This is a genomic window from Staphylococcus sp. NRL 16/872 (genome assembly GCF_022815905.2).
Classification (GTDB): domain Bacteria; phylum Bacillota; class Bacilli; order Staphylococcales; family Staphylococcaceae; genus Staphylococcus.
Map to the genome: position 1 here is coordinate 275,384 of NZ_CP119327.1, position 24,089 is coordinate 299,472.

Annotated in this window: 19 protein-coding genes and 2 pseudogenes; 14 read left to right on the top strand and 7 right to left on the bottom strand. The window is 34.1% G+C overall.

Going from position 1 to position 24,089, the window contains the following annotated elements; translation table 11 throughout:
• Positions 1-394 precede the first annotated feature (394 nt).
• Complete coding sequence (locus MT340_RS01335; protein WP_243603500.1) at positions 395-2,608, bottom strand: amidase domain-containing protein; 2,214 nt, start codon at positions 2,606-2,608, stop codon at positions 395-397.
• Positions 2,609-2,948: 340 nt separating this feature from the next.
• On the opposite strand from MT340_RS01335, the gene MT340_RS01340 reads away from it, so the two are divergent.
• On the top strand, positions 2,949-5,765 hold the full coding sequence (locus MT340_RS01340) for a YhgE/Pip domain-containing protein (RefSeq protein ID WP_243588440.1): 2,817 nt from the start codon (positions 2,949-2,951) through the stop codon (positions 5,763-5,765).
• Between the two features lie 316 nt (positions 5,766-6,081).
• Here the strand turns inward: MT340_RS01340 and MT340_RS01345 are convergent, their stop codons facing one another.
• Positions 6,082-6,615, bottom strand: coding sequence for a hypothetical protein (locus tag MT340_RS01345; protein ID WP_243588441.1), 534 nt, complete (start codon positions 6,613-6,615; stop codon positions 6,082-6,084).
• A gap of 198 nt (positions 6,616-6,813) precedes the next feature.
• Between MT340_RS01345 and isaB the strand changes: the two genes are divergently transcribed.
• Positions 6,814-7,335, top strand: coding sequence for an immunodominant staphylococcal antigen IsaB family protein (isaB, locus tag MT340_RS01350; protein ID WP_243588442.1), 522 nt, complete (start codon positions 6,814-6,816; stop codon positions 7,333-7,335).
• 273 nt (positions 7,336-7,608) lie between these two features.
• Here isaB and MT340_RS01355 read toward each other — a convergent pair whose 3' ends face one another.
• Positions 7,609-8,007: a YolD-like family protein gene (locus MT340_RS01355; protein ID WP_243590214.1), complete on the bottom strand. Its 399-nt coding sequence runs from the start codon at positions 8,005-8,007 to the stop codon at positions 7,609-7,611.
• Between the two features lie 376 nt (positions 8,008-8,383).
• On the bottom strand, positions 8,384-9,004 hold the full coding sequence (locus tag MT340_RS01360) for a hypothetical protein (protein WP_243588443.1): 621 nt from the start codon (positions 9,002-9,004) through the stop codon (positions 8,384-8,386).
• A gap of 284 nt (positions 9,005-9,288) precedes the next feature.
• Between MT340_RS01360 and MT340_RS01365 the strand changes: the two genes are divergently transcribed.
• The 6 genes from MT340_RS01365 to MT340_RS01390 all read left to right on the top strand — a co-directional run bounded on the left by MT340_RS01365 (position 9,289) and on the right by MT340_RS01390 (position 16,080).
• Complete coding sequence (locus MT340_RS01365; RefSeq protein ID WP_243588444.1) at positions 9,289-9,753, top strand: arginine repressor; 465 nt, start codon at positions 9,289-9,291, stop codon at positions 9,751-9,753.
• 356 nt (positions 9,754-10,109) lie between these two features.
• Entirely contained in the window at positions 10,110-11,345 is a 1,236-nt protein-coding gene (gene arcA / locus MT340_RS01370; RefSeq protein WP_243588445.1) for an arginine deiminase, read from the top strand.
• A 38-nt stretch (positions 11,346-11,383) separates the two neighbouring features.
• Positions 11,384-12,814, top strand: a complete 1,431-nt coding sequence (gene arcD, locus MT340_RS01375) for an arginine-ornithine antiporter (RefSeq protein WP_243588446.1) — start codon at positions 11,384-11,386, stop codon at positions 12,812-12,814.
• Between the two features lie 39 nt (positions 12,815-12,853).
• Positions 12,854-13,540 carry a Crp/Fnr family transcriptional regulator gene (locus MT340_RS01380; protein ID WP_243603501.1) on the top strand — a complete coding sequence of 229 codons (687 nt, stop codon included), beginning with the start codon at positions 12,854-12,856 and terminating at the stop codon, positions 13,538-13,540.
• Positions 13,541-14,101: 561 nt separating this feature from the next.
• Positions 14,102-14,863, top strand: a complete 762-nt coding sequence (locus tag MT340_RS01385; protein WP_243588447.1) for an alpha/beta hydrolase — start codon at positions 14,102-14,104, stop codon at positions 14,861-14,863.
• A 371-nt stretch (positions 14,864-15,234) separates the two neighbouring features.
• Positions 15,235-16,080, top strand: coding sequence for a poly-gamma-glutamate hydrolase family protein (locus MT340_RS01390; protein ID WP_243603502.1), 846 nt, complete (start codon positions 15,235-15,237; stop codon positions 16,078-16,080).
• Between the two features lie 48 nt (positions 16,081-16,128).
• On the opposite strand, the gene MT340_RS01395 is transcribed toward MT340_RS01390, so the two are convergent.
• Positions 16,129-16,461 carry an SdpI family protein gene (locus MT340_RS01395; RefSeq protein WP_243588448.1) on the bottom strand — a complete coding sequence of 111 codons (333 nt, stop codon included), beginning with the start codon at positions 16,459-16,461 and terminating at the stop codon, positions 16,129-16,131.
• 172 nt (positions 16,462-16,633) lie between these two features.
• Here MT340_RS01395 and MT340_RS01400 point away from each other — a divergent pair, with 172 nt between their 5' ends.
• From MT340_RS01400 to MT340_RS01415, 4 genes and pseudogenes are all read left to right on the top strand, one after another.
• The gene (locus MT340_RS01400) at positions 16,634-17,794 is read left to right on the top strand and encodes a CapA family protein (RefSeq protein WP_481906650.1); all 1,161 of its coding nucleotides are present in this window, start codon (positions 16,634-16,636) and stop codon (positions 17,792-17,794) included.
• A gap of 54 nt (positions 17,795-17,848) precedes the next feature.
• A pseudogene (locus MT340_RS01405) lies at positions 17,849-18,279 on the top strand (protein rep); the annotation flags it as partial.
• Between the two features lie 46 nt (positions 18,280-18,325).
• Positions 18,326-18,682, top strand: coding sequence for a hypothetical protein (locus tag MT340_RS01410; protein ID WP_243588450.1), 357 nt, complete (start codon positions 18,326-18,328; stop codon positions 18,680-18,682).
• A gap of 374 nt (positions 18,683-19,056) precedes the next feature.
• Positions 19,057-19,302 (top strand): annotated as a pseudogene (locus tag MT340_RS01415) (IS3 family transposase); the annotation flags it as partial.
• Between the two features lie 88 nt (positions 19,303-19,390).
• On the opposite strand, the gene MT340_RS01420 reads toward MT340_RS01415, so the two are convergent.
• Complete coding sequence (locus tag MT340_RS01420) at positions 19,391-21,031, bottom strand: alpha-keto acid decarboxylase family protein (RefSeq protein ID WP_243588451.1); 1,641 nt, start codon at positions 21,029-21,031, stop codon at positions 19,391-19,393.
• Between the two features lie 148 nt (positions 21,032-21,179).
• On the opposite strand from MT340_RS01420, the gene MT340_RS01425 reads away from it, so the two are divergent.
• Positions 21,180-21,629 (top strand): MarR family winged helix-turn-helix transcriptional regulator, encoded by a 450-nt coding sequence (locus MT340_RS01425; RefSeq protein ID WP_243588452.1) that lies wholly within the window; start codon positions 21,180-21,182, stop codon positions 21,627-21,629.
• Positions 21,630-21,827: 198 nt separating this feature from the next.
• Positions 21,828-23,336 (top strand): poly-gamma-glutamate hydrolase family protein, encoded by a 1,509-nt coding sequence (locus MT340_RS01430; protein WP_243588453.1) that lies wholly within the window; start codon positions 21,828-21,830, stop codon positions 23,334-23,336.
• 59 nt (positions 23,337-23,395) lie between these two features.
• Here the strand turns inward: MT340_RS01430 and MT340_RS01435 are convergent, their stop codons facing one another.
• On the bottom strand, positions 23,396-24,022 hold the full coding sequence (locus MT340_RS01435; protein ID WP_243588454.1) for an FMN-dependent NADH-azoreductase: 627 nt from the start codon (positions 24,020-24,022) through the stop codon (positions 23,396-23,398).
• Between the last annotated feature and the right edge of the window lie 67 nt (positions 24,023-24,089).

A 24,089-nucleotide genomic window follows, 5' to 3' on the forward strand; every position in this document is an offset into this window, starting at 1 on the left:
TATAAATGAACCTAAATATTAAAGTACTTAGATGAGTAGTTCTAAGATGACTAACGAATGATGTTGCGCGACTCTTGGTGTTTTTTATTCTTATATTGAACACAAGCGCGAGTGCACTTGCGTAAGTCGTTCTAAGATAGATAACGAAACGTAGTTGAGCGACGCCTGAGGGAGCAGGATGAGTGTCGAGATCGTGGCTCGACCCAGCCCCCTAGGCAAGCGTCTCAACTTAAGTGAGTGGATATCTATCTAAGAACGACTTTATAAGACTACAGGCTTAAGCCTTTCCCGCAAGAAAGCGTCGCAACAAAATGAGTAACATTCATCTAAGAATTTCTGGATGACTCAACTTAAGTAAAATGAGAATTCATTTTAGAACCACCCTAAAATCTAATTATTTCGGCTCAATATAATGCAATTCTTGTGCAGTATCCGCATCAATCACACGATATGATACAATACCCAATCCTTTAACGTTAGATTCAGACACAACGATCGAACCATCATCGTTAACCTTTTCAACAAAAGCAACATGACCATACACTGAATTAGCACCTGCTTGACCAGCTTCAAACACGGCCACCGTATGTGCTTTCGGACTACCTATGACATGATAACCATCACGTTCAGCACGATTATCCCAGTGATGTGCATCGCCCCAGTCACTACCTACGTGCTGACCAAACTGTTGCACACGCTCATAGACATACCAAGTACATTGACCTTGAGGGTATGGCGTAGCACCATCAGTTATCGCAAATGGTTTGAACTCACTACCTGAAGCATTTTGACCACTTGATGTTGATTTAGCATATTTATCTAAATCTGGCATAGTTTTCTTATCAAATGCTGTTAAATTGTAATGTTGAATAAGGCTATTTAATTTTGTCGCATAATTTGGATCCGTCGCATACGTTCTGCTTAAATGACTCGTAGCTGAACGGTAGCTAGGTGCTTCAGATTTCCAAGTCTCTTTATAAATCGTAGGATTGCCCTCAATACCATTTTTAATTAAATTAGCGTAATCTTCTAATGACGCTTTAGTGTTAGGGTATTTTCTGAAGCCAGCCATAATGTTAAACATAGAATTATCGCTACCAGCTTCGAGCGTATTAAAGTTTACAGTTTGTCCTTGATAAGCGCCTTTAATACCGAATAAATTATAATTTGGTGCTTGCGCTAGGGCACTTTGACCTGAACTTGACTCTAAGATCGCTTGAGCAATCATGACTGAAGCGTAAATGTCTTGGTCTTGCCCAATTTTATGCGCATCTTTAGCAATAGATCGAATGAACTCACGTGTATCTTTACTTTCGACTACTGTCATATCGCCATCATTCATACTATCGCCATTCAGTTGTGGCAACAGTTGGAATAGACCAGTTGAACGCGTATTATTTTTTCTAATATCATCTTCAAATGATTGGACTGGTGCTGTTTTATGTGCAAGTTCTTCTTTAGTAGGTAATTGCGTGTTAGTAGATGCGGATGATTTATCTTTATCATTATTCACAGATGTTTTTCCGCTCTCTTTAGATGACTCATAATCCTTATGTGTTTTAGTGGCATCTTCGCTATATTTATCAAGTACTGAGTCTAATACTGATTCTGAAAAGCTGCCCCCTTTAGACTCGCTATCAGATTGAGATGTATCATGTGAAGATGGTTGCTCACTAGTATTCTCTTCAGTAGATGATTTATCTTCACTAGAAGCATTATTTTCTTCATTAGTATTAGGTTCATCGCTACTTTGAGTTGAATCTTTATCACTTTGATTGTCTGTAGTATCTGTAACTAAGTCATCAATCGCATCTAATGCTTTACTAATACTTGCATCATCTTTACTTTCGCTTGAACTAGCATTTGATTGTGTATTAGCTGCCCCTTTTTCTTGTTGTGGCATTTCTGTTGATCCTGACTGTTCAGATGTAGCATCCTCAGCTTGTGTACTATTCTCACTGTGAGTTGTGCTAGATTGAGATGTGGATGCTTTTTGATTCGAATTGCTAGTATTAGCACTGTTGTCTGAAGAAGCATTGTTAGCAGAATCTTTAGAATGCTCAACATGTTCATAATCAGAAATATCACTATCAAAGTTAAATAATGAAGCGATTAAATTCGTTAAACTGAAACCATCATCAAATACATTAGGGTCTAGGAAATGTGAAGAATGATTGTCAGTTAAGTTCGGAATATCAAATAATGGCGCTAATGGCGTATGATAAAACGAATTATTATGAGATGATGCTTTATCCGTTTGTTGACGATTTGAACGTGTTGTTTCATTTTTTTTAGATGTTTTCTCATTCACAGATTCTTTATGAGCAGTTTCTTTATGCGAGGTTGGCGTTTCTTGTGATTTGTCTTCTTCCGTACTTTGTGAACCCTCTTGTGAGTCGGTTGAGTTAACATCGTCTTCATGTTCTGCGCTTGTACTCTCTTGAGTGTTAGTTTCTTCAGTTGAGGCTACATCTTCATCATTATGAGTACGTGATGCTTCTGCTTTACTTTCGTCAGTCGTATCTTCAGCGTGGGCAAGACTAGACGTAAAGGTTGGAAAGACGAGGGTAGTAGTTAATAAATAGACGATTAATTTTTGCTTCGACATAGCTTTTGTTTCCTCCTATTAGTATGCGAATAGACTGTAGACAAACCCGTTCACTCTTTGCCGTCTCATACATTGTCTTAAAGCAAGAAGTAAAGTCCCGTCGTTGTGTATTTCGACTTGTCTATTGATAAGGGTGTTCTTTCAGTCTTGATATTTTACAGTACTTCCTCTATAGGTTCTTATTTGTTATAATGCTAGTTAGAAAAAAATATGGTTGATACTTATCAACTAATTATTACTTTACTCAATAAAAGTATTATACTAACTCTATAAATAAAAAAACAACGCTTAACTCAAATTTGATATCAAATCTTAATATTTCATTCGTAGGAGTGTGACAATGAAAAACGCACTAAAATTATATAAAACGGACTTAAAGCGTGTGGCGAAAACGCCTGCTGTCTGGGTGATTCTCCTAGGTTTAGCCATCTTGCCATCATTCTACGCTTGGTTCAACCTTTGGGCGATGTGGGACCCATATAGTAATACCAACCATGTCAAAGTGGCTGTTGTAAATGAAGACCAAGGTGATGAAGTCCGTGACAAAAAAATTAATGTCGGTAATACGCTTGTCGATACATTAAAAAAGAATAAGAAATTTGACTGGCAATTTGTTAGCCGGGAAAAGGCAGACCATGAAATTAAAATGGGTAAATACTATGCCGGCATATACATACCAAAAGAATTCTCTCATCAAATCACCGGCACATTAAGAAAGAAACCACAAAAAGCAGATATAGAATATAAAGTGAATCAAAAAATCAATGCTGTCGCACCAAAAATGACAGATACAGGTTCAACTGTGATTGTCGATGAAGCGAATAAACAATTTAATTCCACAGTAACCAAAGCTATTCTTCAAGAGGCGAATAAAGTCGGCATTCAACTTGAAGATGAAATTCCAACTATTAATAAAATTAAAAATGCAGTTTATGCTGCCCATAACTCATTGCCAAAACTGAATAAAATTGCAAATGGTATCGTGTATCTTAATGACCATCAAGATCAATTAGATAACTACGCGAATCGCTTCCGTTCGTTAGGCAATTATAAAGATGATGTTTTAGATGCTCAACAGAAATTAAATGACGTCAATGCAGCGATTCCATCACTAAATGAGAAAGCGAAACTCATTTTAGCACTCAATGCATACATGCCGAATATCGAACGCGTGCTTGATGTAGCGTCAAATGATATTCCAGCACAATTCCCACGTCTCAATAGAGGTGTAGATATTGCGAGCCAAGGTCTTGATTTAGCGAATACTCGTTTAAATGACGCCCAAGATTATCTAACTATGGCACAACAACGTGTGGGTGATTATCAAGAAGCGACTAGCCGTGCGCAAGATGTCAATGGTCAAGCGAATAATGCCTTGCGTCAACAAAGCACATCAGGCATGCCTCCTTATAAAGTGCAACCATTGAGTAATAATAGTAGCAAGGGTACTTTAAATAATGATCAAATCGTCTCTAAGGATGATGTTAAAGCCATGAACAGCGCACTTGCTGAAGCATTGTTAACGATATCTGATAATGCGGATACGCAGACTAAAGCGACACAATCAAATGTTAAATCCTTAAAACATATTACTTATGGGATTATTGGTTCAAATCGACCAACTGAATTTAATGACGTGTTACGCAATATTAAAGTGCGTTTTGAAAATGAGACAAAAAACAACCAACGACTCGTAGATATTTTAAAAGAGTTAGAGGATAAAGAACATGTGGACCTAACATATCAAATTCAACAAATTGAGTCTGCAAACAATCGTATCAATAGTTCTGTACGCTCTATTAATCAACTTATCGATGCATTAGAAAATGGTAGTTCAGGTAAAGCGGAAGCGGTTAATGTCTTACGTGGCTTACCAAGTTTAAATACAGGATTAGGTCAATATCGCAGCTTTTTAAAACATAATCTAAATAATCGTTTATTATTGGTATCTAACGACATTACAAAACAATTAAATAAAGGCCAAAATACATTATCAGGTGTTCAATCTAAATTAAATACGATTAATCAAGTAATTACAGCTGGTCAACAGATTGTGACACAAGGCCAAGGTCGAGTAGCTACAATTCAAAGTGAGTTGCCAACATTAGAACAAAGCTATATCAAAGCAATGCAAACAGCTCAATCTTACTTCCCAACTGTTAAACAAGATGTGGCGAAAGCGGCAGACTTTGTACGTAACGATTTACCTAAATTAGAACAACGATTAGCGAACGCTACAGCGACAGTAAATACAAACTTGCCTACATTATTTAATAAATATGACAACGCAGTTAATTTATTAGATAAAAATCAACCACGTGCTAAAGAAGCATTGGCGAATTTAGCGAACTTTACGCAAAATAGATTGCCAGATATTGAAAAGGATTTAAATAAAGCAAATAAAATCTTCAAAAAATTAGATAAAGATGATGCAGTAGATAAAGTCATTGATGCTTTGAAAAATGACTTGAAAAAACAAGCAGATGTGATTGCGAATCCAATTGATAAGAAACAAGTGGACGTCTTCCCAGTTAAAGACTACGGTTCAGGCATGACGCCATTCTATACATCATTATCAATATGGGTAGGAGCATTGTTATCAGTGAGCTTATTATCCGTTGATAATAAACATGAAAGCTTGAGAGACGAATTAACTAAACGCCAAATTTATTTAGGTAAAGGCGCATTCTTTATATCAATGGGCTTACTTCAAACCTTCATTGTAGTAGTAGGTGATTTATTAATCTTGAAAGCACAAGTGGAATCACCAACCTTGTTCATACTGGTAGCACTGTTTGGATCGATCGTCTTTAATACGATAGTTTATACATGTGTATCGTTACTTGGTAACCCAGGTAAAGCAATTGCGATTATTATGTTGGTATTACAAATTGCAGGGGGCGGTGGTACATTCCCAGTAGTGACAATGCCTAAATTCTTTCAAACGATCTCGCCTTACTTACCATTTACGCATGTAATTGATTCATTACGTGAAACAGTAGGTGGTATCGTACCAGAAATTTTAATTACGAAATTGCTTATATTAGCATTATTCGGTCTTGCTTTCTTTATAGCGGGTGTCTTAGGAAAACCTATCCTAGATCCTATCATGCGTAAGGTTTCTAAACGTGTGGATGAAAGTAACGTGACTGAGTAACTTGTAGTAATTCTAAGATAGATATTTACTCATTCTGTCGTGATGCTTGCCTAGGGGAGCTGGGTCGAGCCTTGGTCTTGTAAAGCAGTTCTTAGATGAATGTTACTCATTTTGTTGCGACGCTTTCTTGCGGGAAAGGCTTAAGCCTGTAGTCTTAAGCTCTTTCTTTTCCGCCAAGAGTCGCGCAACATCATTCGTTATTCATCTTAAGAATTACTTAAACGTTATTGCACTTAGTTGTATTCTTAATTAAATTAATAACAAATTTAAACCGCCTAATGGGTAGTTGTGAAGACTACGTATTAGGCGGTTATTTTTAATTGGTTTTGTTATTTGAGTTGCTATTCTGTGTTGAGCTATTACTGTTTTGTGTTGAATTAGTCTGTGCTGAATTATTTTGTTGTGTGTTTTGTTGGCTATTTTGCTGTGTACTGTTTTGTTGTGTACTTTGTTGTTGAGATGTTGAAGGTTGGTTTGTATTTTTCTCGGTTGTTGCGCTTTCTGTGCTATTTTTTCTTGAGTTGCTTGCTTGTTCTTGTGTTTGTGTTGTTTCTTGTGTTTTATTTGCTTCAGTATTATCAGAGTTACTTTGATTTGTATAATTTTGTTGTGTATCTTGAGTTGCTGGTTCATATTGGGCATTTTCGCCATTATCTGTTGTATCATCTTGGTCTTGTGTATTTTCTTCAGTTGTACTTTCTTTTTTCTGATGCTTCTCTTTTTTCTCATGCTTTTCAGTCGGGTTGTCTTGCTTGGTATTTGAATTTTTATGTGTTGCTGCAAAAAATATTGAGAAACCTAATGCAACAATCAGTAATACGATCACTATACCTGCCAATACTTTTTTCAAAATATGGTCCTCCGTTTTTCTTTCATTTATTTTATTATAATGAAATTTCATAAAATAGATAGTATATAGCCATTTTTATAATATTACATTTTGTTTACTAAATTTCATGATAAATACATCTAAAGTACAGTGTGTGTGGATGAGCATTGTGTAATAATAAAGAGGTATTATTAATCCAATACAGAAAGAAGGACTATCATGAATAAAATAGTAAAAACTATTGCTTCAACAACTCTAGCATTTGGAACACTTTTAGGCGTTAGTGCAACGGTGTTACCAGTTCAACAAACGGCACATGCTGCAGTTAAACCACATTATTCTTATAATGGTTACATCGATAAAGATGCTAAATTTTTAACTGACAAAAACTTTGTAAACGCTGTTAAACATGACAATGTGAAATTTAGTGGAATTACACTTGCGCCAACTAAAGATACGAAAGTGGTTGAAAAGTATAATCAAAAATTTACGGGTGTAACTAAAGACGGTAAGAAAGCAAATAAAGTTCAATTTACAGTTAAAGGGGACTTAACATTAAACCAACTTAATAAAGCATACGGTAAAGATTTGAAGAAAGTCAGTGGAAACACGAATGATAAAACAAGTGGTATGTTTGAATACAGACCTGTACAAAAGGGCTTAGCTACTACATTTGTTGTAAATCATGGGCGTGTGGTAGAGGCAGATATTAGTTATGCTGGTTTCACAACTAGTAAATAATTATTATTTTGAAAAGTAAAAAATGAATAGCTAACAATAAAGAAAATGAGCATGGGACATTGTTAAGTGTCACAAGCTCATTTCACATTTTGGCAGTAGCTAACTGAATTGAAAATGCGCTTATATCAAGCTTTTTTCAATTCTAGTTATCCTTGCCTGGCGGGCGAGGCCCCAACATAGAGACTTTCGAAAAGAAAGTCTACAAACAAAGCAAGTTGGGGATACGACGAAATTATTTTGATTTCTGTCCCGCCCCCGTTTTTTCTTTAGTGATTATTCAACGTTACAAATAATGGCAAATTCAAGTTTCATGGTTTGGGAGCCATTTTCATTACTAATGGTAATACATTGATTTAACATATCAATACGACGTATATAGGCAGCGATTGAATGAATATAACCATTCCTCCAATAACTAATCATTGCGAGTTGATGTTGTGTGTATTTCTGCGTTAATTGTCGGTTTAATGTATCAAATTGATCTTCTGACAGTGAGGGCATAGTAATTTTATTCTGTTCTTCGATAAATTCACGTAAACGCTCATATTGTTCAGGCATTGTCGCAAAGGGGGCCCACTTAACCATACCGCGCCCTTGGGGGATATTAGGGTCTAAGTATTCTCTAGGAATTTTTCGATAATCTGTTTCATGTTTGTATTCTTCTGGCATCATTTTCATCACCTCATCATCATTATAGAACATAAGTTCGTATAATTGAAGAGGGTTCTTATAATATAAATAAATTTTATATATTTCATAAAATATAATGAATTATTATGTGAAAAGACAAAAATAAGGTCATAAGTTTAACAAAGGGGAAGTAAACTTATGACCGATAGCTATTACATAATATAACTTTTTGTGAAGGAGTTAATGAGGATATTACTCCTATGGGTAGTATAACACAATTTATATAAAAAGATTATTGTTTGAATTGTGAAATTTAATTTCACATAATTTTAATAAATTTATAAAACTAAGTATTTAGTCTCCATTAGATTTGTTTTTTTGATGCTATAAATATTGTGTGTAAATCACATATTTAATGTTATTTTTTATTACCGTAATGACCTACATTATGCGTATTGTGATCGATCACTTTACCAGTTGTTTTATTGACATAGATGACTGATGCACCATTGCCACCTTGTTCTGCATATACGACAGGGACGTAACCTTTAGGTAAATCGCTGTATCGTGATACATTTTTATCCACTTTAAGACCCATGCTATTTTCAATTTCTATTTTATGGCTATTGAAGTATTGTTTCGCAACACTCATTATTTCACCATTAGAAAGTTGTCGTTTTTTATCATAGTTACCAACATTGTGAGTATTGCGATCGATGATTTTACCAGTTGTCTTATTAACATAAACTGCTGCTGAACTATTAGCCCCTCTTTCTCCGTATACGACAGGAACATAACCTTTAGGTAAATCAGTAAAAAGAGAAGTGTTTTTAGCTACTTTAATACCAAAACTGTTGTCTGTTTCAATGTGACTTTGTTTAAAGTATTGTCTAACGATATTTTCGATTTGAGTATTTGATAATTGTTTTTGTGTGGCATGTGCTTCGTTTGAATGAATTGCTTCAGTTGAATATCCAACTCCTAATACAGTTCCAAGTGCAATAACAGATGACAAAGTAATTTTAGTAAATTTATGCATAGTCAAATCTCCTTTATATAATTTAAATAGTAGGTCTTTTGGAAAAGTATTACTATTTGATTACAATATTACTTTCGTTTAATTTGTGTAAAATTTGTTAATTGTTATATAAATCTAGATTTGGAATAATTGTTCATGAAATGGATAAACAATTGTATGCAAAATGATGATAACTTAGAAGTGATAGACAAGTATAAGCCATGCTAAAGGTGAGGGCTTGTCGAAAAAGTATAGGGATTGAAAGAGTTTGTCTTCAATCTCAGGGATTAGAGGAGTTTATAACCATGAAAAAAAGTAAACGTCTAGATCTCATCACAACTGTTGTGAAGCAAAATCGTTTTAAGAAAAAAGAAGATATTGCAGTTTATATCGAGCAACATTTTGGTGTGCGATATAGTGTTACGACAATTGCACGTGATTTAAAGGAATTAAAAATCTTTAAGATGCCTGTAGCAGGGCAACAATCGTTTTATAAAAAGTTAGATAACACACGTGAAACAGATGCGAAAGCTAAATTGCAGCATTACTATGAGGCTGAAATTCAAAAGATTATTATCCAAGACAGTTATTTATTAATTAAGACGTCACCAGGATTTGCACAATGTATCAATTATTTTATTGATCAAATGGAATTAAAAGAAGTGCTAGGTACGGTAGGCGGTAATGATACACTCATGGTTCTGACTGGGTCGCCTGATATGGCACACTATGTGCATTATAAATTATTTAATCATAAATATGCGAATTAATGCATAATATATATAGTAGTATTGTTAATTAATCTTCTTTATAATTATTTATGAAATGCTGATAAATGAGTATTTCTAATATTTTCATTTTCAAAAAATATCTTTAAAAATGGGAATGATTATAAATGCAAAATATTGAATAAAAAACTTTTGCAGGGTAAATAGTCATAGGTAAATGAATGAAATATGCACAGTTAATCATAAATAACGTGTAAAACTGTATATTCAATCAAAAAAGTGTATTGGATAACCAAAAAGTATGAGGTAATAGACATTTGGTATGTGAAATAAATCACATAAAAATATTTGTAAGCGCTTTATACTTTAGCTGTAGATAAATAAAGGAGGAAATGAATATGACTCAAGGACCAATTCAAGTAAACAGTGAAATCGGTAAATTAAAAACAGTATTGTTAAAACGACCTGGTAAAGAATTAGAAAATTTAGTGCCAGATCACTTAAGCGGTTTGTTATTCGATGATATTCCTTATTTAAAAGTAGCGCAAGAAGAGCATGATAAATTCGCGCAAGCGCTTAGAGATGAAGGCGTGGAAGTCGTTTATTTAGAAAAGCTTGCTGCTGAAGCTATTGCAGATAAAGCGGTACGTGAACAATTTATTGACGATATTTTAGCAGAATCTCAAAAAACGATTTTAGGCCATGAAGAAGAAATTAAAAAGTATTTTGAAACGTTCTCAGATCAAGAATTAATCGACAAAATAATGGCTGGGGTACGTAAAGAAGAAATTGAATTAGAAACAACGCATTTAGTGGAATATTTAGATGATAAATATCCATTCTACTTAGACCCTATGCCAAACTTATACTTCACTCGTGACCCTCAAGCATCTGTAGGTAGAGGAATGACAATTAACCGTATGTATTGGAGAGCACGTCGTAGAGAATCACTTTTCATCACATATATTTTAAAACATCATCCACGTTTTAAAGATGCAGATGTGCCTGTATGGTTAGATCGTAATTCACCATTCAATATTGAAGGTGGCGATGAGTTAATCTTATCTAAAGAGGCATTAGCGATTGGTATTTCTGAACGTACTTCAGCACAAGCTATCGAACGTTTAGCTCGTAACATTTTCAAAGATGAGTCTACAACATTCAAGAAAGTTATTGCGATTGAAATTCCAAATAGTCGTTCATTTATGCACTTAGATACAGTATTCACAATGATTGATTATGACAAATTTACAGTGCATTCAGCTATCTTTAAAGAAGAAAATAATATGAACATTTATACAATTGAATATGATGAAGCGAAAGATGATATTAAAATTACGCATTCAAGTAAATTACGTGAAACATTAGCAGAAGTGTTGGGTGTCGACAGCATTGAATTTATTCCTACAGGTAATGGAGACGTCATTGATGGTGCACGTGAACAATGGAACGATGGCTCAAACACATTATGCATTCGCCCAGGTGTAGTTGTAACGTACGATCGTAACTATGTATCTAACCAATTATTACGTGATAAAGGAATTAAAGTTATCGAAATCACAGGTAGTGAGTTAGTACGTGGACGTGGGGGCCCAAGATGCATGAGCCAACCATTATTTAGAGAAGATATTTAGGGAGACGACTAAATTTCCTAAATGTGAGGAGAATCTGTATGAGTGAATCAGGTGAAAATAAATTAGGTAAAACGTCACTGATTGGTTTAGTTATCGGTTCGATGATTGGTGGTGGGGCCTTCAATATTATTTCTGATATGGGAGGCCAAGCCGGTGGACTAGCGATTATCATCGGATGGATTATTACGGCAATAGGCATGATTTCCTTAGCCTTTGTCTTTCAGAATTTAACAAATGAACGTCCTGATTTAGATGGTGGGATTTACAGCTATGCACAAGCAGGATTTGGTGACTTTATCGGTTTCTCAAGTGCATGGGGTTACTGGTTTGCAGCCTTTCTTGGTAACGTAGCATATGCGACATTATTGATGTCTGCAGTAGGTAACTTCTTCCCGATTTTTAAAGGAGGGAACACGCTACCAAGTATTATCGTCGCATCGATTTTACTATGGGGCGTGCACTTCCTCATCCTTAGGGGTGTAGAGACAGCGGCGTTTATTAACAGTATTGTGACTGTCGCTAAGTTAATTCCTATCTTTTTAGTTATCGTTTGTATGCTAGTGGTCTTCAATTTTGAGACTTTTAAAGCAGGATTTTATGGCATGACAAGTGGTGGCGTAGGTGTCTTTAGTTGGGGCGACACAATGTCTCAAGTAAAAAGTACGATGCTTGTAACTGTATGGGTCTTCACTGGTATTGAAGGGGCCGTCGTCTTTTCTAGTCGTGCTAAGACGAAGAAAGACGTTGGTACAGCAACAGTTATCGGTCTTGTCTCTGTATTAGTCATTTATTTCTTAATGACTGTCTTAGCGCAAGGTGTGATCCAACAAGATCAGATTTCTAAATTAGCGAACCCTTCAATGGCTCAAGTGCTTGAACATATTGTAGGCCACTGGGGCTCAGTGCTAGTGAATATTGGCTTAATTATCTCTGTGCTTGGTGCATGGTTAGGTTGGACATTACTTGCTGGTGAGTTACCATTTATCGTCGCGAAAGATGGTCTATTTCCTAAGTGGTTTGCTAAGGAAAATAAAAACAAAGCACCGGTAAACGCACTATTGATTACAAACATTTTAGTGCAAATATTCTTAATCAGTATGCTCTTTACTGACAGCGCTTATCAATTTGCGTTCTCTTTAGCATCAAGTGCGATTTTAATACCCTACATGTTTAGTGCCTTCTATCAATTGAAATATACAATTGACCATAAAGGACACGCGACAGTAAAACAATGGACGATTGGTATTATTGCTTCAATTTATGCGATTTGGCTTGTGTATGCAGCAGGGATCGACTACTTATTATTAACAATGTTGTTGTATATTCCAGGTTTATTCGTCTATAGTTTTGTGCAACGTAATAATAAGAAACGCTTAACGAAAGTAGAGTATATTCTATTCGCTGTGATTATCATACTTGCAATCATAGGTGTTATTCGCTTAGCTATGGGCAGCGTGTCAGTATTCTAATCTAACTAAGTGTAGTGAAAATTTGAGGAGCGTAGCGTTATGACTAAACATCAATTTTCCAATAAAAATAAAGCAACTGAATTAGACCAAGCATTTAAACAATTAGCTGCATATTTGAATATACCAGTAGGCGTGATTCAATCTTATAAAGAAGAATGTTTATTACGTCATTATAATAAGGGTCAAGTATTGTATTATTCTTCGGATCAACCTACGCATGTGTATCTGTTGTTAGAGGGAAATGTTTTGCGTGAAACATTTAATGCGGAAGGTGATGTGGTACGTGCACTGTATAAGGAAGAGGTACTGCTGCCACTGACGCAACTGTTTCGCAAAGAAATGTCGAGTGAAATGTGTACCGCGCTAACGGAGTGTGATGTTATCGGTATACCGAAAGATTTATTGGAATATTTATGTAAGACGCATGAGGATATTTTTATTACACTTTTTGAAAAGTTAAATGCGGAATTACGTCTGCAAATGGAATACACGATGGCGTTAACGACGAAGTTAGCGAGGGAACGTGTTGAGAAGGTATTGTACTATTTGTGTCATTCCGTTGGGTATGATAACGAGGAGTTTTATGAGATTAAGCAAGTGATGACGATTCAACTTTTGAGTGATTTGTCTGGGATTTCACGTGAAACAACTGGGCATATCATAAGTGAGTTGAAAGAGGAAAAGATGTTGCTGAAGAACGGCAAAGATTGGCTCGTTCGGAAGTAACGTATAGATGTACTTAATAATTTCTAACGAAATTAACTACTCCTAAGTTGTTAGTAGTTCTTAGATGGTCTATCACTCATTCTGTTGTGATGCTTGCCCAGGGTACAGTTTCAGCCAGAAATGCCTCACAGATAAATCTGTGGGAATTTCTAAGGTCTTCAACTTGTACTGTTCCCTCGGGCGTCACACAACGTCATTCGTTGGCCCTCTTCAGAACTACTTACTTAAGAGTGTGAGTAGTTGTGTATATTAAACTTTTAGTCTACAAATCTCCTCACCAGTTTTCATTATTTATTTTAGGATTAATTACTTAAGTGTGTGAATACTTAGGATCATCAAGAATCAACCTAATCTTTTCATATTTTACTGCTACTAAATTATGGGAAGTATATGAGTTTATATTTATCTACCAAAACCTATATAAACTTAAATTGCTACTTTGGGCGTTAGTGTTATCACTAGCGTCTTTTTTGTTTGGGGAATTTTAAGATTATCAATAGGGGTAAAAAAGTGTAAAATGGTGATAATACTCTAGTTTATTTTGAAGGGATGAGGAGCAACATGGCGTTAATGACTATTAATTATAAATCTCCGACGATTGGGATGAATCAGTCGTTTGTGGCGATTATTCCGGAGGATGATAGCTTTTTTAATCGTTCACAATCAGCGAAGCCGTTAAAAACGTTATTATTATTACATGGTTTATCGAGTGATGCGACATCTTATACACGTTTTACTAGTATTGAGCGTTACGCTGAAGAACATCAATTGGCAGTAATTATGCCGAATGCGGACCATAGTGGGTATGCCAATATGGCGTATGGCCATAGTTATTATGATTATATTTTGGAAGTTTTCAATTATGCGCATCAAGTTTTTCCATTATCAACGAAGCGTGAAGACAATTTCATAGCGGGTCATTCAATGGGGGGTTATGGCACGATGAAATTTGCTTTGACACAGAGTGAGTTATTTTCAAAAGCAGCACCATTGTCAGCTGTGTTCGAGGCACAAGGGTTGATTGATCTTGAGTGGACAGATTTCTCACCACAAGCAATCACTGGGCAAGCTACAACGGTAAAAGGGACAGAATTAGATACATATCATTTAGTAGATGAAGCGGTTGAAAAGGGAGTCGACCTACCGCAGCTATTGATTCAATGTGGCACCGAAGATTTCCTATACGATGATAATCAACAGTTTATGAAATATTTAGATGACAAAGGTATTAAATATCAATATGAAGAAAGACCTGGCGACCATGATTATGATTTTTGGGATAAAGCGATTAAACGCACAATTGAATGGCTAGTAGAAGAATAATACTATAAAACAAGCCCTCTAATGTGAAACAACTTCACACTAGAGGGTTAAACTTATCTATTTAATAAGTTATAGACTAAATAATAAGAAGTAACGGGTTAATATATTAATTCAACTACAACTAGCGAGGCATAGTTAATTTCTCCTTAACAAATAAATTACAATTTCTACATCAACCTTTTGAGATAATAGGACTTAGGGATGATTTCAAATAGGCGATTACTTTCTATATTAAATAATGAAGATATGGATGGGTATGACATTTAATTTACGGCTATCGTCCAAATTTAATTATTGATTGTAGAAGGGAAATGTTTAATTTGAGAATGAAAAATGCACGCAATTTCTCGTTTTTGAAGAAGTGGGTAATCATGATAATCAGTTTATTGGTGATAGTGTTAGTGGTCGTCCTTTTCCATAAACAAGCAGAAGCAACAGAGGACAGTCATCAAGGTGTGCCACATAAAGAGGAGACGAAACACAAGTTGCCTCATCCTCTTAATCATGACAATGAGAAGGGGAAAGAGCCAACTGTCAATTTGGAACCTCCTACACCAATTAAGCCGGTGGTTCCACATAAAGATCACTTTCGTTCCATGACGCAACTCTTTGCGAATACTAAGGAAGGTGTAGATTGGAAGAAAGAGATTAAGAAAACAGGTAGTAATGTCATCATTGTCGCGCCTCACGGTGGTAATATTGAAAAGGGAACAACCGAATTAACAAAAATGGTAGCGAAGCATAATCATTATGATTATTATTCGTTCACAGTTTTAAACCAACAGAATCCTGAAAAGTTTCATGTGACTTCTTCACATTATAATGATCCGACATTACTTAATATGGTGAAATCAAAAGACTTTGCTGTATCAATTCATGGTGCGAAAGGTGATAAACCGGTTATTTATTTAGGTGGTTTAGATACGGAGTTAAAAGAAGCGATTAAACAACAATTATTGAAACAACATTTTACTGTTAAAATCGCACCTTCTTATCTTGGTGGCGATTTGAAACAAAACTTTGTGAATCGCGATTTTAAAGATAAAGGCGTGCAATTAGAATTGACGACTGCGTTTAGAAAATCACTATTTATTAATGAAGATATGTCGCCTAAATCTAGAGCAAATAAGAAAAATTGGTCACCAGTGATGTATAAATTCTCAGATGCATTAGACAAAGCAATTAAACAAGTGGACGATTCAGGTAAAGATAGATAATGCAGAAGACTACCGGCATGGTAGTCTTTTTTGAGTTAGTCAGGAAAATTATAATCTTTTTTCTACTTTAAAATAAATGATAAATAAATACCATATTGTAATAATAGCTTCTATGATTAGTAAAATATAAAAAAGATTATTTCTATTAGAAATTCCAATAATAATTTCAAGTATTAAAGCTAAAATTCCACTCGCAATTATTATTGGTAAGTACTTTAAAGTAAATTTAGAAAATAAACTTTGCGCTTTTTTCCAGTTTGCCTCATTTTTTAATGCTTTTTTAGTACGATATCCATATAATAAATTTTTTTCTTCGGGCGGATAATGTTTAAAGAGATATCCAAAAATGCCCATTATAATAGCTAGTGGCAATAATAACATTATGTAAACACCTCTTAATTGTTTACTTTTTCTTAAGCATAACATTATTTTTATATCTTTATTAATATTGAATTGAATATAAATTAGAGGTATTTTAAAATTAATAAACAGTATATAGATAAAAATTTTAAAATTGCTCTGAGTATTAAAGGTGCTTTATTTCTATTTCATCATGAAAGAGGCGTTTCAATTGTTTAAGTATTACTTTACTTGTATTACTCTTTTTATAATTTTTATAGTAATAGGTGGAATGACACTAGTTACAGATACAACCGAGAAAGCATCGGTTGTGGCAGTAGGGGATAACCTTATTCATCCCGTTGTTTATAATGATGCGCAACATCAGAAAGGGTCTTTTAATTTTACTCCTATGTATCAGCATATTAAAAAGGATATTCAACAGCCAGATTTAGCTTTTGTGAATCAAGAATCGCCAATTGGTGGGGATGATCGTCCTTTTTCAGGATTTAAGCGTTTCAATACGCCAAGTCAAATAGCGCAAGATGTAGTGAATACTGGCTTTGATGTGGTGAATGGTGCGAATAATCATGCGCTCGATCAAGGTGATGATGGCGTTCATAATAATATTCAAACTTGGAAACATTATAAAGATAAGGCTTTATTTACAGGGATTTTTGATTCTGAAAAGGAAGCACAAGATATACATACGATAACAACTCATGGTATTAAAGTAAGTGTACTGAGTTATACATATGGAACAAATGACATGACGTCACACTACCCTTATACTGTTAAAACGTTTGATGAACAAACAATCAAACGTGACGTTCGTAAGGCTAAAAAACAGAGTGATGTTGTGCTAGTATCAGCGCATTGGGGTAATGAAAATCATCATCAACCGAATAAAACACAACAAAAGTATGCGCAACTCTTCGCCGATGAAGGTGTTGATGTTGTTATAGGGACACATCCCCATGTGATACAACCCGTTGAATGGGTGAAAAGTCAAACGTCTTCTCATAAAACACTCGTGGCTTATTCGTTAGGTAATTTTCTGAATGGGCAGTATGGAGGCAATGAAAATAACCAATTATTAGGACGTATCAATTTCGATATTGTGAAAACACCTAAAGACGTGCATGTGGAACATGTATCATGGACAAGTATGGTTAATCATTATGAACAAGCTAATCCATATAATAAAAATACACGAGAACATTTCCAAGTTTATAATTTAGATGACTATAATGACCAACTTGCCCAAAAACACGGGTTACAATACGACCCACAAAGTGAGTGGAATGTGCATCACCTTCAAGATATCACTAAACAGGTTATAGACGACGAATATCTAAATGAAAAAAGCATGTAATATAACATATAAAATCTTCATACTAAACACAAAAAAGCTAATGTGTAAGATGTAAATAATGAGGTACAGGTTTTAATGTGTGTTGAAAATGCATATTTTAGAAAAAGAAAATTGTATAACTCAAGATGAATGGAGCAAACTTTGGCAAAAAACACTTTAGTTCGATTACAAACCAGTAATAAATATTAAAGCAATTAAGCCGACTAAAAAGAGCAATAAAGATATTCAAGTTGCGATTAAAGAAACATCAAAATACTCTGTAAAGTTCTCTGATTATCTGACTGGTACTCATGAAAAACGCAAGAATTGTTAGCGATTTAGAACAGGAATTTTATAGAAAAATAATATTAAGTTACGGTGGATTGCTAAAACAAGAAAATAAAATTTTAAGTTTAGACGACACAGAAGATGGCGATTTGGTAAAAACAAGTGATGATGAAATGGCAACTGACGAAGAAAAAGCACATTCAATCACTACGATATAGAATTTTGAAAAATAAAATTATTACATAAAGAAAGGATGATTGAGTTATGGATATTCAAACTACATTAGCTATAATTCTTTTTGGTTTATCTACAATGGGGTTAGTTGTGTATTACTTTTTAAGAAAATTAGATAAAAAAAATAAAGATAAATATCCAAAAAAGTTTAATGGTAAATTCTTTATGTATCATGTACCACGAGATGGAGAATATCTTTGTAAAAGATATTGGTTTTGGCAAATAGAAAAGAGAAAATTTTTAGAGGGAAAAATGAAAGAAGAACAAAAATCTAGAAATTTATCTGGAGGTATATATTCTCGAAGAGCTACTAAAAGAGATAGGAATAGAGCTGGAGAAAAAGGCAGAATTGTATTTTTAAGAGAACTTTTTATAAAGATAAATTAATTACGTTAGCCCAAGGCTAGCGTTTTTTATACTTTTGTCTCTATAGGAACTATAATGCTTAACTATCGTGGTCAGTATCTAAAATTCGTCACTGGTTAAGCAAAAATTTTAGGTTTGTTATTCTGAGTTTTGAATTTAACTCATATTAACATTTATTGTAAAAAGATGAGTTAATTAATATTTGAAATTAGGACCCGAAGGACTAGATAAAAAAACTATATAAAAGAGTATATTAGAGATTTCAAGGTATTTTTTTAAGATTTAGACTAGAAAATAAGTTCTCTTATTAAGAAACAGCTAATCATTCTAAAATTTCTAATCTAGCTATATTGGCTGTTTGACAACACAAATTTGATAAAGAAAGAATTTTTAGTTTAGATAATTCTTTAATAGAGAATTTCTTTGGGTTACTAAAACAAGAAATGTTTTATGGAAAAATATATGATAATTTCCAACAATTGGAAAGAGCAATACACGAATATATAAATTTTTATAATTATACTAGAATTAAAACAAAATACAAAGGTTTGTCTCCAACACAATATAGGAAACAACCTTTGAATAGTATATTAAACCAAACTGCAACTTTTGGGGTTCAGTACATACCACGCTCAGCATAAATAAAAAAGCTAATGTGTAAGAGATGAAACACTTCAACTCTACACATTAGCTTTTCTTCATTTAATCTTTCATACAACGTTCTTCTAATTATTTATTTTGTTCTGCGAAGGCTTTTGAGATGTCACGCAATTTTTCTGGTGCGTCATCCCAATTCATTGTTACTTCAGTGAAATGCATTTGATCTGGTGCATCATTAATTTCGTCAAACACACGTTTTAAGTCATTTGATGTTTTAACATCATGCACAGCCACGTTATCTCCACCAAACACTTTAGGTAACGCTTTGTAATCCCACATACGAATATCGTTGTAAGGCTCTTCCATACCATGGATTAAGCGTTCAACTGTGTAACCGTCGTTATTAATTACGAAGATAATGGGTTTAATGTCGTGGCGAATCATTGTTGATAATTCTTGAACCGTTAATTGTAATGAACCGTCGCCGATTAATAATACATTACGGCGTGATGCGTCGGCCATTTGCGTTCCTAATGTTGAAGGTAATGTGTAGCCGATTGAGCCCCATAATGGTTGTCCGATAAATGACATGTCTTTAGGTAATGCTAATTCGTATGATCCAAAGAATGATGTGCCTTGTTCAGCGAGTAAGATGTCATCGCCACCAATGAATTCTTGCATCATTTTGAAATATGTTTCTTGAGTTAATGCATCGTCAGATAATTCATAATTGCCTTCTTCTGCTTTTTTAAAAGTAGGGAACGTACCGTCATAGTGGTAATCTATATTATTTAAATCAGCTAGTAAATTAGGTAATGTCACATCTTCTTCAACAATATTGCCTAATTTAAAGTTGCGATGGTTAAGCATTATGACATCTTCAATATCAAAGTCATAAGCGAACCCTGCAGTTGCTGAGTCTGTTAATTTCGCTCCAATATTTAGAATCACATCACTATTATTCACGTAATCTTTAATGTCTTTGTCGGCAATTTTACCATCAAAGATGCCAATGTAGTGTTCATTTTCCTCATTAAAAGCACCTTTACCTAATGATAATTGAGCAACTGGAATATTAGTTTTATTTACGAATTGTTCTAATTCGTCATGTAAGTGGAAACTATTGATTTCATGACCTGTGATAATGACAGGTTGTTTTGCATGATTTAATTTATTAGCAACCATATCTACATAGCGACTTAAATCTTGTTTAGGTGTTAAAGCGACTTCATATGGATTTTCAATTTCAATTTCTTCCATTGCAACATCGATAGGTAAGTGAATGTGTACAGGACGACGTTCACGAATCGCTGCATTAATCACTCTAGGAATTTCGATTGTCGCGTTCTCAGGTGTAATGTACGCTTGTGCTGTAGTAATAGGTTCAAACATTTGGCGATAACTATCGAACTTGCCTTCACCAAGTGAATGGTGAACGTATTTGCCAGCATTTTCAACGGCTCTTGTTGGTGCACCAGTTAGGGCGATAACAGGCACACGTTCTGCATAAGAACCTGCGATACCGTTCACTGCACTTAATTCACCTACACCAAACGTAGTAACAAGGACGCCAAGCCCATTAATACGCGCATAACCATCTGCTGCATAACTACCATTTAATTCGTTTGTAGTTCCGATCCAATTCACGCCATCATGACGCACAATATCGTCTAAGAATGCTAAGTTGAAATCGCCAGGCACACCAAAGATTTTATCTACGCCTGCCGCTTGTACTGAATCCATTAAATATTGTCCTACACGTCGTTTCATATTCATTCCACCTTTTTCTATATTTATAATACACTTACACTATAATTGCTCTTAGAATTAAAGTCAACCAACTTGACCTATTAATGACCTTTTTCTGAAAATTGATTATAATGTGTATAATAATTCGCAATATAAAGGAAAGAAGATTATGGATAGTAATAAAAAAGATTATGAACATATGTTGTTTTATTTCGCATACAAGACATTCATTACTGCAGCTGATGAAATTATTGAAAAATATGGCATGAGTCGTCAGCACCATCGCTTTTTATTTTTCATAAATAAATTACCGGGCATTACAATTAAACAATTATTGAAGACATTAGAAATTTCAAAGCAGGGTTCTCATGCGACATTGCGCAAATTGAAAGAAGAGGGATTAATTATTGAACAGACTTCAGAAGAGGATCGTCGCGTTAAACAGCTCTTCCCAACCCCTAAAGGAAGCAAGCTCATCGATAAGTTAAACAAAGCTCAAGATGATTTAATGCAAAGCACCTTTCAAAAAGTAGGCCACGACTGGTACGCCATCATGGAAGAACTCTCTAATCATCGAGAAGGATTTCAAAATATTCAACATTTAAAAGACGAGGAATAAATATTTAAAGCATTAGGATGTTTATTAAATGACATTCTAATGCTTTTTTTATGCTTTTAATCGACATAAATAAATATTTTGTATTACATTTCAAAAATATTGTGTAACAACTTAAAATAGATATTGTATTTTCAAAATAATTAAGTAATATTAAAAATGTAATATAAATTATTTAAGGAGAATGTTGGGGATACGTAAATGAAAAAGATAAAACTAAATACGTCAATTGTAACTAATAAGTGGCTAATGGGAATAGCTACTACTGCAATCGGAATAAGTACATTTAGTCTTTTGCAAGATCAGGCACATGCAGCTGAACATAATTATCAAAAAATGCAACAAAATGCACCATTAAATAAAAGTAATTGGGATAACGAAGGAATGGATAGTCAAAGCAACTATACTTATGATGAGACTAATACAATTAAGCAAAGTGATAATGAGGATACTTCATCATATCTTAGTGAAGATGAAATCGCAGAATTGGCTAATGAACCTGATACTGATTTAACTTCAATAATGAAACAACCTAAGCCATCACCTGCACCTGTAATGGAGAAATCTACTTTAAATACCAATAATAAACAAATCAATTCAAATACTAATATCATTTCAAAACCAGCACCTAGTAATAAGCCAAGTACACCGTCTAAACCAGTTCTGAATTCTATAAAAAGTAATAATAAAGTCCAAACATCTACAATAAAGCCAAAACCTAAATCAACTATTGTAAACAAACAAAGTACAAATACTAAACCATCATCTCAATATAAAGTTAAAAAACCATCAACAAGTCAAACAGTGAAAAAATCAAATGTTAAGCCAACAGCAAAACCAGTTTCAAAAAAACAAAGTAATACAAAAAATGTAAAGAAAACATCTAGTACAAAAGCAACTCTACCGAAAAAAGCAGTCACAGTTTATAAAACAAGTACAAAAGCAAAAAAAACTGTATCGACGAAATCAGTGAAAAAAGTGACAACAAAGACAACAACATCAAAAGCCAAACCAACAACTAAAACTACTGTGCATAAAAAAGTGACACCACCGGCTTATCAATTAGGCAAAGTAAAACCTACAGATACTTATAGATCAATGTCTGATTTATTTGCCCATACAACACAAGGGATAGATTGGCAAAAAGAGCGTTCTAATAAAAATAGTAATGTACTTATATTTGCACCTCATGGAGGAAATATTGAAAAAGGAACTACCGAGTTAGCAAAAGCAATTGCTAATAAAGGAAATTACGATTATTACGCTTTCAATGCAATTAGAAATGGTAATAATAAAGCATTACATGTTACATCAACAAACTATGATGACAAAGACTTAATTAATACTAATTATAATAGAGATGTTTCAGTATCTGTGCATGGCGCAGGCCAAGCACAAGGATATAATACAGTATTAATGGGTGGAAGAGATACGCAATTACTAGGATTAATTTCCCAAGAATTGAAAAAATTCAAATTCAACGTTCAACGTGCAACAGGGTATCTAGCAGGGACAGATGCAAATAATATTGTAAACTTTAATAAAAAAGGCATGGGCGTACAATTAGAAATCACGCCTGATATCCGTAAGTCATTTTTTAAAGATGGCAATGATGCCTCAGTAGCACGTAAAGTAGTAACAAATTGGACATCAAGAATGGATAATTTTGCGACAGCAGTAAGTAACGCTATTAAAAAATATAAGTTTTAATGCAAAAAGCTAGATATCAAAATCATCATTTTGATATCTAGCTTTTAGATCTTTAGAAATTAGAATTTTTTAGCTAATTCTTTCGCTTCAGCAATTGAGGCTGCTTTAATTTCTTCTGTTTTTTCTGGTTCAGCATTGTGACCTTCAATAATAATTGTTTCATATGAAGGCACGCCTAAGAATGTCATGATATTTCTTAAGTAGCGATCGCCACTTTCCACTTCAGCAGCTGGACCTTCAGTGTAATAACCACCACGTGATTGAATGTGTAAAGCTTTTTTATCGGTTAAAAGACCTTGAGGACCTTCAGCTGTATATTTGAAAGTTTTACCTGCAATAGAAATCGCATCAATATATGCTTTTAATACAGGAGGGAATGATAAGTTCCACATTGGTGATACGAATACATATTTATCAGCTGCTAAAAATTCATCAAGAATTTCGCTTAAACGATTTACTTTTTGTTGTTCGTCACTAGTTAATTCATCACCGTTACGTAATTTACCCCAGCCAGTTAAGACATCTTTGTCGATCATAGGAATGTCTTCTTTAAATAAGTCGATATGTTTTACTTCATCGCTAGGATGATTTTCTTTATAAGCATCTACAAATGTTTTACCAGCTGCCATTGAATTAGATGTTAATTCATCTAAAGGATGTGCTGTAATATATAATAGTTTAGTCACAATAGTTCTCCTCAAATAATAATTATTTCGAAATCGATATAATTAATATATTCGATTTTCACATTAT